Origin of the sequence: Diaphorobacter sp. C33 (assembly GCF_030503915.1) — a bacterium.
Lineage (GTDB): Bacteria > Pseudomonadota > Gammaproteobacteria > Burkholderiales > Burkholderiaceae_C > Diaphorobacter > Diaphorobacter nitroreducens.
Window position 1 is genome coordinate 124,665 of sequence record NZ_CP129980.1, and the last position, 12,463, is coordinate 137,127.

General features: G+C 66.0%; 13 protein-coding genes. All 13 read left to right on the plus strand.

What is annotated here, in order from left to right; genetic code table 11:
- The first annotated feature begins 55 nt into the window (after positions 1–55).
- Positions 56–472 (plus strand): gamma-butyrobetaine hydroxylase-like domain-containing protein, encoded by a 417-nt coding sequence (locus QY917_RS00605; RefSeq protein ID WP_123675066.1) that lies wholly within the window; start codon positions 56–58, stop codon positions 470–472.
- Between the two features lie 124 nt (positions 473–596).
- Positions 597–1,328, plus strand: coding sequence for a bifunctional demethylmenaquinone methyltransferase/2-methoxy-6-polyprenyl-1,4-benzoquinol methylase UbiE (ubiE, locus tag QY917_RS00610; protein ID WP_012655775.1), 732 nt, complete (start codon positions 597–599; stop codon positions 1,326–1,328).
- A 38-nt stretch (positions 1,329–1,366) separates the two neighbouring features.
- Entirely contained in the window at positions 1,367–2,371 is a 1,005-nt protein-coding gene (locus QY917_RS00615) for a Tim44 domain-containing protein (protein WP_047350043.1), read from the plus strand.
- Between the two features lie 80 nt (positions 2,372–2,451).
- Positions 2,452–3,030 carry a hypothetical protein gene (locus QY917_RS00620; RefSeq protein ID WP_103737780.1) on the plus strand — a complete coding sequence of 193 codons (579 nt, stop codon included), beginning with the start codon at positions 2,452–2,454 and terminating at the stop codon, positions 3,028–3,030.
- The gene (gene ubiB, locus QY917_RS00625) at positions 3,027–4,592 is read left to right on the plus strand and encodes a ubiquinone biosynthesis regulatory protein kinase UbiB (protein WP_123675067.1); all 1,566 of its coding nucleotides are present in this window, start codon (positions 3,027–3,029) and stop codon (positions 4,590–4,592) included. Before QY917_RS00620 ends, ubiB begins: the two co-directional genes overlap by 4 nt.
- A gap of 35 nt (positions 4,593–4,627) precedes the next feature.
- A complete protein-coding gene (locus QY917_RS00630) occupies positions 4,628–6,079 on the plus strand; it encodes a sodium:solute symporter family protein (protein WP_012655779.1) in 1,452 nt (483 codons plus the stop codon).
- A gap of 75 nt (positions 6,080–6,154) precedes the next feature.
- Positions 6,155–6,427, plus strand: coding sequence for an FmdB family zinc ribbon protein (locus QY917_RS00635; protein ID WP_012655780.1), 273 nt, complete (start codon positions 6,155–6,157; stop codon positions 6,425–6,427).
- Positions 6,428–6,442: 15 nt separating this feature from the next.
- Positions 6,443–7,066, plus strand: a complete 624-nt coding sequence (locus QY917_RS00640) for a DUF502 domain-containing protein (protein ID WP_011804317.1) — start codon at positions 6,443–6,445, stop codon at positions 7,064–7,066.
- A gap of 92 nt (positions 7,067–7,158) precedes the next feature.
- Positions 7,159–8,970, plus strand: a complete 1,812-nt coding sequence (gene aspS / locus QY917_RS00645; protein ID WP_123675068.1) for an aspartate--tRNA ligase — start codon at positions 7,159–7,161, stop codon at positions 8,968–8,970.
- 96 nt (positions 8,971–9,066) lie between these two features.
- A complete protein-coding gene (locus QY917_RS00650; protein ID WP_123675069.1) occupies positions 9,067–9,870 on the plus strand; it encodes a curli production assembly/transport component CsgG in 804 nt (267 codons plus the stop codon).
- 28 nt (positions 9,871–9,898) lie between these two features.
- On the plus strand, positions 9,899–10,351 hold the full coding sequence (nudB, locus tag QY917_RS00655) for a dihydroneopterin triphosphate diphosphatase (RefSeq protein ID WP_287805456.1): 453 nt from the start codon (positions 9,899–9,901) through the stop codon (positions 10,349–10,351).
- Positions 10,348–11,115, plus strand: coding sequence for an endonuclease/exonuclease/phosphatase family protein (locus QY917_RS00660; protein WP_011804321.1), 768 nt, complete (start codon positions 10,348–10,350; stop codon positions 11,113–11,115). Before nudB ends, QY917_RS00660 begins: the two co-directional genes overlap by 4 nt.
- Positions 11,116–11,119: 4 nt before the next feature.
- Complete coding sequence (clsB, locus tag QY917_RS00665) at positions 11,120–12,349, plus strand: cardiolipin synthase ClsB (protein ID WP_123675071.1); 1,230 nt, start codon at positions 11,120–11,122, stop codon at positions 12,347–12,349.
- Positions 12,350–12,463 lie beyond the last annotated feature (114 nt).

The window sequence follows — 12,463 nt, forward strand, 5'->3', positions numbered from 1 at the left end:
GGTGCGCGGTCTCCGCCGCCGGTGTTCATTCCTTTTCATTGCGCAGGTGAAATCCATGGCAGGTCTGACGGCGGGCGCGCCCATGCCCCAATCCATCACGGTGCACGAGCAGTCGCGCGTGCTGGAGGTGACGTTTTCCGACGGCGCACACTTTCGCATCCCGTTCGAGCTGATGCGCGTGTATTCCCCCTCGGCCGAAGTGCAAGGCCATGGGCCGGGCCAGCAGGTGCTGCAGACCGGCAAACGCGACGTCACGTTGACGCGGCTGGAGCCGGTAGGCAACTACGCCGTGCAGCCCACCTTCTCCGACGGGCACGACAGCGGCATCTTCTCGTGGGACTACCTGTACGAGCTGGGCCGCGACGAGCAGGCGCTGTGGGCAGACTATGCCGAGCGGCTGGCCGCCGCCGGCGTGGACCGTGATGCACCCATGTCGCCCAAGGCCGGCGGCCACGGCTGCGGCGGGCATTGAAGCGCAGCACGGCCCGCCCGCGTGGCCGCGCCGCGCCACGCTTTAGCCTAAATAGCGACAGATGACCTAGGCGCATGCGGGGTTGCCGCTGTACGCATGGTCAGTGGGCGCTTAGCATCGTGGTATGAGTACCACGCATTTCGGATTCCAGTCGGTTCAGGAAGAGGACAAGGCGCGTCATGTGCGCGGCGTGTTCGATTCTGTCGCGCCCAAGTACGACCTGATGAACGACCTGATGTCGGCCGGGTTGCACCGCGCCTGGAAGGCCTACACCGTCATGGTGGCCAACCTGCGCGAGGGCGACCAGGTGCTGGACATCGCGGGCGGCACGGGCGATCTGTCGCTGGCCTTTTCCAAGAAAGTGGGCGCCACGGGCCGCGTCGTGCATACCGACATCAATGAGGCCATGCTGCGCGTGGGACGCGACCGGCTGATCAACGAAGGCGTGGTGCTGCCCACGACGGTGTGCGATGCCGAGCACCTGCCGTTTCCTGACAACCACTTCGACCTGGTGAGCGTGGCCTTCGGCCTGCGCAACATGACGCACAAGGACGCTGCGCTGCGCGAGATGTGCCGCGTGCTCAAGCCGCGCGGCCGGCTGCTGGTGCTGGAGTTTTCCCGCGTGGCCAAGCCGCTGGAAAAGGCCTATGACTGGTATTCGTTCCAGGTGTTGCCGCGGCTGGGCAAGCTGGTGGCGGGCGACGATTCGAGCTACCGCTACCTGGCCGAGTCCATCCGCATGCACCCGGGCCAGGAAGAGCTCAAATCCCTCATGCAGCAAAGTGGCTTTGGGCATGTGGACTATCACAACATGACTGGCGGCATCGTCGCCTTGCATGTTGGAATCAAGTGCTGAAAGAGTTCATTGAAAACTATCGATATTTCGGAGAAGCCATGATGAAACTGTGGTCAGTGGTCTTGGTCGCCATGTTGGCGGTCGTGCATCTGGATGCGGATGCGCGCCGTCTCGGGGGCGGCAAATCCATCGGCAAGCAGTCCAGCAACGTGACCCAGCGCGACGCTGCGACGCCCCCCGCCGCTCCTGCCGCACCCACGCAGAATGCGGCAGGCACCACTGCGGCCAAGCCCGCCGCGGCGCCCAATACCGCCGCAGCCGCCCCCAGAAAGCCCTGGGGCGCCATGTTGGGCGGCCTGGCCGCGGGCCTGGGCCTGGCCTGGCTGGCCAGCTCGCTGGGCCTTGGCGCAGAGTTCGGCCAGTTCCTGCTGATCGCCCTGCTGGCGCTGGTGGTCATGGTGGTGGTCGGCATGGTCATGCGTGCGCGCAAATCCGCGGGCGCACCGGTGAACGCATCGCCCTTCGCCTTCCAGGGCGCGGGTTCCGCGCCCGCCGCAGATGCGCGCATGCCGCGCCAGTACAGCCCGGACAAGGTGGGTAACGACGCGTCCGCCCGCCCGTGGGAGCGCGGCGGCATGGCCTTCCAGGCGCCGGCCGCTGCCGCTACCGGCGGGATCATCGGCTCGGCGCTGTCGGGTTCGCAGAACTGGGGCGTGCCGGCCGGCTTCGACACCGAAGGCTTCCTGTCGGCCGCCAAGCGCAACTTCACTACGCTGCAGGCCGCCTGGGATCGCTCCGACGTCGCCACGCTGCGCTCCATGATGACCGACAGCATGGTTGACGAGATCCGCACGCAGCTCAACGAGCGCGAATCGCACCGCGGCGACCAGCAGCCCAATCAGACCGATGTGATCATGCTCGAGGCGCAACTGCTGGGCATCGAGGACCTGGGCGACGGCTACATGGCCAGCGTGGAGTTCTCCGGCATGATCCGCGAGGAGCCTTCGGCCGGCCCGAGCCCGTTCCGCGAGGTCTGGAACATGACCAAGCCCAAGAACGGCGCCAGCGGCTGGCTGGTCGCGGGCGTGCAGGCGCTGCAGTAAGCATGGCGCCGCTGGAACCGGGCGGCGCACGGCGAAAAAGCCTGCTGCGCTGCGCCCAGTTCGGGGAATAATCGGGGACTATGGCAACACGGTCCCCTTTTTCTTTCCTGGACGGGCTCTTCGAACGCGTCATGTCTGGCCCCCTGCCGCCCGCGTGGCTGGTGCATGAGGTGCAGCACCGAACGGTGCTGTTCCTCAACCATGTGCTGATGCAGGAGCGGGAAGCCATGGACCGTCTGGCACGCCAGCGCGGCCGCGTCGCGCGCGTGCAGTGGCGCATCTTCTCTATGGCGCTGCAGGTGACGCCCGCCGGGCTGTTCGATCTCGCGCCTGCAGAGGCCGTGGCCGACCTCCGGCTGGAAGTGTCCGAGACCTCTCCGCTGTCGCTGGCCGGCAGTGCGCTGCGCGGCGACAAGCCCACCATCCGCATCGAAGGTGACGTACAGTTCGCGGCCGAGATCAATTGGCTGGTGGACCATGTGCGCTGGGATGTCGAGGAAGACATGGCGCGCGTGATCGGCGATGCCCCGGCCCGCGCTGTGGCATCCGTTGTGGGACGCGCCGTGCAGGCGTTGCGCAGCTTCGTGGGCGCACGCGTGCCCGGCGGCCAGGCGCCCGCGCCCGCAGCGGGCGAGTTGTCGGACCGCTCCCCGCCATGAGCCGCTTTGCCCGCGGCATCACCATCGTCTGGGTGGTGCTGCGCTATGGACTCGACGAACTGGTGCTGTCGACCTTCCGGCAGCCGTGGCTGCGCGCCGTCACGCGGGTCATCACCTTCGGTCGCAAGCTGGACGCGCCGCGCGGCCAGCGGCTGCGCGAGGCCTTGGAGAGCCTGGGTCCGATTTTCGTGAAGTTCGGGCAGGTCCTGTCCACGCGCCGCGACCTCATGCCGCCGGACATTGCGGACGAGCTGGCGCTGCTGCAGGATCGTGTGCCGCCGTTCGACCCTGATGTGGCGATCGCCACCATCGAGCGCGCATTTCGCCGCCCGATCGGCGAGGTGTTCGTCTCGTTCGACCGGCAGCCCGTGGCCAGCGCGTCCATCGCACAGGTGCACTTCGCGGTGATCCGTGACCGCCAAGGGCACGCGCGTGAAGTCGCCGTGAAGGTGCTGCGCCCCGGCATGCTGCCGGTGATCGACAAGGATTTGGCGCTCATGCGCATGATGGCCGGGTGGGTGGAAAGCCTGTCCGCCGACGGCAAGCGCCTCAAGCCCCGCGAGGTCGTGGCCGAGTTCGACAACTACCTGCACGACGAACTCGACCTGGTGCGCGAGGCGGCCAACGCGGCGCAGCTGCGCCGCAACATGCAGGGGCTGGACCTGGTGCTCATCCCGGAGGTGTTCTGGGATTTCTGCCATGCCGAAGTGTTGGTGATGGAGCGCATGAAGGGCGTGCCCATCAACCAGGTGGATCGCCTGCGCAGCGCGGGCGTGGACATTCCCAAGCTGGCCCGCGACGGCGTGACCATCTTCTTCACCCAGGTGTTCCGCGACGGGTTCTTTCATGCCGACATGCATCCCGGCAACATCCAGGTGAGCCTGGCGCCCGAGACCTTCGGCCGCTACATCTCGCTGGACTTTGGCATCGTCGGGACGCTGACCGAGTTCGACAAGGAATACCTTGCGCAGAACTTCACGGCTTTTTTCAGGCGCGACTACAAGCGCGTGGCCGAACTGCACATCGAAAGCGGTTGGGTTCCCGCCCATACCCGCGTGAACGAACTGGAAGCCGCTATCCGCACCGTGTGCGAGCCGTATTTCGACCGGCCGCTCAAGGAAATCTCTTTGGGCATGGTGCTGCTGCGGCTGTTCCAGACCTCGCGGCGCTTCCAGGTGGAGATCCAGCCGCAGCTGGTGCTGCTGCAAAAAACCTTGCTCAACATCGAAGGGCTGGGCCGGCAGTTGGACCCCGACCTGGACCTGTGGAGCACGGCCAAGCCCTTCCTGGAGAAGTGGATGCTCGATCAGCTGGGTCCCCAACGCCTGTGGCGCGAGCTGCGTGCCGAGGCGCCGCACTACGCCAAGATCCTGCCTGACCTGCCACGCCTGCTCCACGACTTCCTGCGCCAGCGGCCCCATGACAACCGGGTCGATCTGCAGGAACTGCTGGCCACCCAGAAGCGCACCAACCGGCTGCTGCAAAGCCTCATCTATGGCGGCCTGGGCTTCGTGCTGGGGCTGCTGGTCATGCAGCTCTTCGTGCGCGTGCGCATCTTCTAACTTCCTTCCCTCTTTCATTCCTCAGGAGTACCAGCGTGTTGCTCTTCATGGTGATTGCCTACCTGTTTGTCACCATCGGCATTGGCTTGTGGGCTGCCCAACGGGTGAAGAACACGGCTGATTTCGCGATTGCCGGGCGCCACCTGCCCATGTACATGATCATCACCACCACGTTCGCCACGTGGTTCGGCTCCGAGATCGTGCTGGGCGTGCCCGCCAAGTTCATCGAAGGGGGGCTCAAGGCCGTGGTGGAAGACCCGTTCGGCGCCGGCATGTGCTTGATTCTGGTGGGGTTGTTCTTCGCGGCCAAGCTCTACCGCATGACGCTGCTGACCATCAGCGACTACTACCGCGAGCGCTACGGCCGCGCAGTGGAGGTGATCTGCTCGCTCATCATCATGCTCAGCTACCTGGGCTGGGTGTCGGCGCAGGTCACGGCGCTGGGGCTGGTGTTCAACCTGCTGTCCGGTGGTGCGGTGAGCATCCCCATGGGCATGGCCATCGGCGTGCTGTCCATCCTGGTCTACACGCTGTGGGGTGGCATGTGGTCGGTGGCGGTGACCGATTTCATCCAGATGATCATCCTGGTTGTCGGCCTGGTGGTGCTGGCCTGGTTCGCCAGCGACATGGCGGGGGGCGCGGGCAAGGTGATCGAGCTGGCCACCAGCCGCGACCTGTTTCAGTTCTGGCCCGAACCCACCTGGCACGAGATCATCTTCTTCTTCGGTGCCGCCATCACCATGATGCTGGGCTCCATCCCGCAGCAGGACGTGTTCCAGCGCGTCATGTCGGCCAATACCGAGCGTGCCGCCACGCATGGCACGGTGATCGGCGGTACGGCCTACATCTTCTTCGCCTTCGTGCCCATGTTCCTCGTGGCAAGCGCACTGCTGATCATGCCGCAGGAGACTGCCGAACTGCTCAAGGATGACCCGCAGAAGGTGCTGCCCACACTGGTGATGGACAAGATGCCGCTCGTCATGCAGGTGCTGTTCTTCGGTGCGCTACTGTCGGCCATCAAGTCCTGCGCCTCGGCCACACTGCTGGCGCCCAGCGTCACCTTCACCGAGAACATCTGGCGGCAGTTCCGCCCTGAGAAGATCAGCGACCGCGAGAACCTGCTGGCCATGCGCATCAGTGTGCTGGTGTTCGCGGTGGGTGTGCTGGCCTATTCCATCAAGATGGAAGGCACGCCCATTTACGAGCTGGTGTCCAGCGCCTACCAAGTGCCGCTGGTGGGGGCGTTCGTGCCGCTGGTATTCGGCCTGTACTGGAAGCGTGCCAACACGCAAGGCGCGCTGTGCGCTGTGGCGCTGGGCATTGGCGTGTGGCTGGTGTTCATGGTCACCCCCGCGCTGCATGAGGCGTTCCCCCAGCAACTCGCCGGCCTGCTGGCCGCCATGGTCGGCATGGTGGCCGGTTCGCTTGCACCGCAGGTGGTGCGCAATTCGCATGCGCCGCACCACCGGGTGGTGGGGGTGGAGTGACGCACGGGCGCGCGGTGCGGCCTGGGGTGCATGCCTATAATTGAAGGTTTTGCACATTCTTCGCACTTCTTCGTAATGCCTATTTACGCCTATCGATGCGGTTCCTGCGGCCATGCCAAGGACGTGCTGCAAAAAATCTCCGACGCGCCGCTCACCGTCTGCCCGTCCTGCGGTGCGCCGGCTTTTTCCAAGCAGCTGACGGCCGCGGGCTTTCAACTCAAGGGCACGGGCTGGTATGCCACCGATTTCAGCGGCCGTGCCAGTGCGCCTGCTGCGGCATCGGACGCTCCTAAAACAGAAGCTGCCAGCGCTGCTCCAGCAAGCGCTACGGCCACTTCTGACTCCTAACCTCGGATAACTCGCATGGCTGCCTTGCGCAAGTGGCTGTTCACGGGTCTGCTGGTCATCGTGCCCGGCGTCATCACCGCATGGGTGTTGAGCTGGATCGTGAGCACCCTGGATCAGACCCTCGCCATCCTGCCGGGCTCTTGGCAGCCGGACAAACTGCTGGGCTTTCACATCCCGGGCTTCGGGGTGCTGCTCACGCTCAGCATCCTGCTGGTGGTGGGGGCCTTGGCGAGCAATTTCGCGGGGCGCAAGCTGGTGGAGTGGGGCGACCGCCTGGTCAGCCGCATTCCCGTGGTGCGTTCGATCTACTCCAGTGTCAAGCAGGTTTCCGACACGCTGTTCTCTGAAAGCGGCAACGCCTTTCGCACCGCCGTGCTGGTGCAGTGGCCGCGCGAGGGCGTGTGGACGGTGGCCTTCATCACCGGCGCGCCCAGCGGCGAGGTGGCGGCTTACCTGCGTGACGAGTATGTGAGCGTCTACGTGCCCACCACGCCCAATCCCACGGGCGGGTACTTCGTGCTCATGCGCAGGAGCGACTGCATCGAGCTGGACATGAGCATCGATGCGGCCCTCAAGTACATTGTGTCGATGGGGGTGGTGTCGCCACCCGACCCCGTTGCCACGGAACCCGCTCCATAAGAAAACCATCGTCGCCCGCCCGTGCCTGTGCGCCGAGTGGGTGGAAAGAACAACCATCGTCGCGTCCCACGAGGACGCAGGAAGACTGATCCATGGCCATGCGCTCCCACTACTGCGGTCTTGTGACCGAAGCCCTCCTGGGCCAAACCGTCACCCTGTCGGGCTGGGTGAACCGTCGCCGCGACCATGGCGGCGTGATCTTCATCGACCTGCGCGACCGCGAAGGCTATGTGCAGGTGGTCTGCGACCCTGATCGTCCCGAGATGTTCAAGGTGGCCGAGGACGTCCGCAACGAGTTCTGCGTGCAGGTCAAGGGTTTGGTGCGCGCGCGCCCCGAAGGCACGACCAACGACAACCTCAAGAGCGGCAAGATCGAGGTGCTGTGCCAGGAGCTCAACGTCCTGAACCCGTCCGTGACGCCGCCCTTCCAGATGGACGACGACAACCTGTCGGAAACCACGCGCCTCACGCACCGCGTGATGGACCTGCGCCGCCCGTACATGCAGCGCAACATGATGCTGCGCTACAAGACGGCCATCCAGGTGCGCAACTTCCTGGACAAGGAAGGCTTCATCGACATCGAAACGCCCATGCTGGGCAAGAGCACGCCCGAGGGGGCGCGCGACTACCTCGTGCCCAGCCGCGTGCACGACGGCCAGTTCTTCGCGCTGCCCCAGTCGCCCCAGCTCTACAAGCAGATGCTGATGGTGGCCGGCTACGACCGCTACTACCAGATCACCAAGTGCTTCCGCGATGAAGACCTGCGCGCTGACCGCCAGCCCGAATTCACGCAGATCGACTGTGAGACCTCGTTCCTGAACGAGGAAGAGATCCGCGCCATATTCCAGCGCATGATTACCGAGGTGTTTGAAACCCAGTTGGGCGTTCAACTCGGCGAATTCCCCATCATGACCTACCAGGATGCGGCGTACCGCTTTGGCTCCGACAAGCCCGACCTGCGCGTGAAGCTCGAATTCACCGAGCTGACCGATGTCATGAAGGACGTGGACTTCAAGGTCTTCTCCGGCGCCGCCAACATGAAGGGCGGCCGTGTGGTGGCCCTGCGCGTGCCCGGTGGCGCCCGTGAAGAGGGCGGCCTGTCGCGCGGCGAGATCGACGGCTATACCGAGTTCGTGAAGATCTACGGCGCCAAGGGTCTGGCTTACATCAAGGTCAACGATAAGGCCAAGGGCCGTGACGGCCTGCAGTCGCCCATCGTCAAGAACATCCATGACGCCGCACTGGCCGAAGTGCTCCAGCGCACGGGCGCACAGGACGGCGACCTGCTGTTCTTTGGCGCCGACAAGGAAAAGATCGTCAACGACGCCATCGGCGCACTGCGCCTGAAGGTCGGCCACAGCGAATTCGGCAAGAAGAATGGTCTGTTCGAGAACCGCTGGGCGCCGCTGTGGGTGGTGGACTTTCCCATGTTCGAGCATGACGAGGAAGAAGACCGCTGGGTGGCCGTGCACCACCCCTTCACGTCGCCGAAGGACGGCCATGAGAACCTCATGGACACCGATCCCGGCAAGTGCATTGCCAAGGCCTACGACATGGTGCTGAACGGCTGGGAACTGGGCGGCGGCTCGGTGCGTATCCACCGCGCTGATGTGCAGGCCAAGGTGTTTGCGGCGCTCAATATCGGCCCGGAAGACCAGCGCGCCAAGTTCGGCTACCTGCTGGACGCGTTGCAGTACGGCGCGCCTCCGCACGGCGGCCTGGCCTTCGGCCTGGACCGCCTGATCACGCTGATGACGGGAGCCGAGTCCATCCGCGACGTGATCGCCTTCCCCAAGACCCAGCGCGCCCAGGATCTGCTGACCCAGGCCCCTTCGCCTGTGGACGAAAAGCAGCTGCGCGAACTGCACATCCGCCTGCGCAACCCGCTGCCTGCAGCCCACTGAGGGGCGCGCGGGCTCCGACACCTAAGCGGCAGGCGCGTTCACGTGCCTGCCGTTTTTGTTTGCCATAACGTGTCCACAAGCTCTTGGAGGGAGACCATGCGCATGCTGTTCCGACGGCTGTCCCATACCGGTTTGCTGCTGTGCGTGGCGCTGGGGGTATCGGCTTGCGGCGAGAAGAAAACCGAGCTGGGCGAAGGCGGTTCGGTGGTCACTGGCTCGGCCGGGCCCCAGGGCCCGCGCAACGCCGCGCGCGAGCTGCTGCGCTGCGACAGCCCCGTGGCCACCGTGGCGCTGGCCGAGAGTCCCCACGGCTATGCCACGGGTGGTTACAACCTGCCCGCCTCGCCCGTGCCGCTGATCAAGCTCATGGTGCAACAAAGCGGCTGCTTTCGCGTGATGGACCGCGGCGCGGGGCTGCGTGGTACGGTACAGGAGAGCGAATTGCGTGAATCGGGCGTGCTGCGCCCCAACTCGACCGTGGCCAAGGGGCGTGGCTATGAGGCGCAGTACACGCTCACTCCCAGCCTGACCTTCAGCGAAAGCGATGCCGGGCGCGGCCTGGCGGGCATCATGGGCATGATTCCAGTGCTGCGCGACCTGGCCGGCCTGATCGGCCTGGCCGAGCAGGTGAAGTTCAAGGAGGCGCAGACGGCGCTACTGCTGTCGGACAACGAAACCACCGAACAGGTGGCTGCCGCTACGGGCGCGGCCCGCACCACCGATCTGGGCATCGGCGGCATCATGATCGGGCGGCTGGGGGGTGCATCCGGGGCAGGTTGGAGCAACACCAACGAAGCCAAGGTGGTTGCCGCCGCCTTCCTGGATACGCACAACGCCCTGGTGGAGCAGGTGCGGGCCCTGCAAGCCAAGCCCCTGCCGCCGCCGGTGCCGAGCCGCTAGCGCAGCGCGCATGCACAGGGACGGCGCCATGTACAAAATTCCCGAATCCGTGCTGGTGGTGGTGCACACGCCTGCGCTGGACGTGCTGCTGCTGCGCCGTGCCGACTCGGCCGAAGATTTCTGGCAATCGGTCACCGGCAGCAAGGATTTTGCGGGCGAGGACTGGGCCGTCACCGCCGCGCGCGAGGCGGCGGAGGAAACCGGCATCCAGGCGGCCGCTGCGGGCTGCGCGCTGCGCGACTGGGGCATGGAGAACATCTACAGCATCTACCCGCAATGGCGGCACCGCTACGCGCCGGGTGTCTGCCTGAATACCGAGCGTGTCTTCGGCCTGTGCGTGCCGGCGCAGACGCCAGTGGCCTTGAATCCGCGCGAACACACGGCATATGCTTGGATGGGCTGGCGCGAAGCCGCGGACCGCTGCTACTCGCCTTCCAATGCCGAGGCCATACTCTGGCTGCCACGATTCGTTGGACGATGACCGCAACACCGATCGAACTGCCTGCCGAGCATTCCGGCATCCTGCGCGTAGCGACCTACAACATCCACAAGGGTGTGCAGGGGCTGGGCCCCGCGCGCCGGCTGGAGATCCACAATCTGGGCCTGGCGGTCGAGCAGCTCGATGCAGACATCGTCTGCCTGCAGGAGGTGCGCAGGATGAACCGCAAGGAGGCCAGCTACTTCGAGCGTTGGCCCCATGTGCCGCAGGCCGAGTACCTGGCCCCCGAAGGTTACGAAGCCATCTACCGCACCAATGCCTTCACGCGCCACGGAGAGCACGGCAACGCGCTGCTCACGCGCTGGCCGGTGATCGGCCACCAGCACGAGGACATCTCCGACCATCGCTTCGAGCAGCGCGGCCTGCTGCATGTGGAGGTGGAGATACAGGGCCGCCGGGTGCATGCCATCGTGGTGCACCTGGGCCTGGTGCCCGGCAGCCGCATCCGCCAGGTGGCGCAGCTGCAGCGCTTCATCGCGCGCGAGGTGCCCGAGGATGCCCCGCTGGTCGTTGCGGGCGACTTCAACGACTGGGGGCTGCAGATCAAGCGCATGCTTGCGGGCTTCGGGCTCTTCGAGTACGACGATGCGCCCCAGGCCTTCACCTACCCGGCCCGCCTGCCCATGGTGCAGCTGGACCATGTGTATGTGCGGGGCCTCACCCCGCTGGGGCTGCAGGTGCCGCGTGGGCGGATCTGGTGGCGCATGTCGGACCATTTGCCGCTGATCGCAGAGTTCAAGCTCTGATTCCATGGTCGCCCCCACGCGCGCGCACGCTACCGGCCGAGACCACCAGATCCAGCTGCTGCAGGGCACGCAGGAGTTGTTCCCGGCGCTGATCGCCGAGATGGATGCGGCGCTGTCCGATATCCAGTTCGAGACCTACATCTTTGACTGCACTGGCGCGGGCGCCGACGTGGCCGAGGCGCTGATGCGCGCAGCCCGGCGCGGCGTGCGCGTGCACCTGGCGCTGGACGGCGTGGGCACGGGGCGGCTGCCCGAGCCTTGGCGCACCCGCATGGTGCAGGCCGGCGTGCACGTGCAGGTGTATTCGCCGCTCGGCCCGCTGGGCCTGCTGCTGCCGATGCGCTGGCGCCGGCTGCACCGCAAGCTGTGCGTGGTGGATGGCTGCGTGCTGTTCTGCGGCGGCATCAACGTGCTGGACGACTTCCACGACCCCAACCACGGCGCGCTCACCGCGCCGCGCTTTGACTTTGCCGTGCGCGCCGAGGGCAGCCTGGTGCAGCAGGCCAGCGAGACCATGGAGCAACTGTGGTGGCGCATGCGCGCGGTGCGCGACGTACGCCAGCGCCGCCTGTCGCTGGCCCTGGCCGACCTGCGCGCCGCCAGCGCCGCACGCCTGGCGGCGCGGCGCGCCGAGAGCCGTGCGCGGGGCATGCGCGCCGAGCTGGTGCTGCGCGACAACGTGCGCAACCGTGCACGCATCGAGCGCGCCTACCTGCGCGCCATTGCTCGCGCGCGGCATGAGGTCATCATCGCCAACGCCTACTTTGTGCCCGGTGGCAAGCTGCGCCGGGCGCTGGTGCTGGCGGCGCGGCGCGGCGTGCGCGTACAGCTGCTGCTGCAGGGGCGGTACGAATACTTCATGCAATACCACGCAGCGCGGCCGGTGTACGGCACGCTGCTGGCGGCGGGCGTGGAGATTCATGAATACGCGCCCAGCTTCCTGCACGCCAAGGTGGCGGTGATCGACGCGGACAGCCGCCGCGCCTGGGCCACGGTGGGCTCGTCCAACCTGGACCCGCTGTCGCTGCTGCTGGCGCGCGAGGCCAATGTGATCGTGCGCGACGCCCCCTTTGCCCAGGACCTGCGCAAGCGGCTGCGCCACGCCATGGCCCACGAAGGCCGCCGGCTTGACCCGCAGCGCTACGCCGAACGCCCCTGGCGCGAGCGCGCGCTGGACCGCATCGCCTTCGGCATCATGCGCGCGGCCCTGTGGGTGACGGGCAACCGCTACTGAATGCCGCGCCCCTGCCGGTGGGAAAATATTGCTATTGTTTGGATAGCTGCTGACGCTTGCCCCATAAGCGCTAGAGGCATAAAAGGCTTATAAAGCCTGGATCGGCATTCGCTG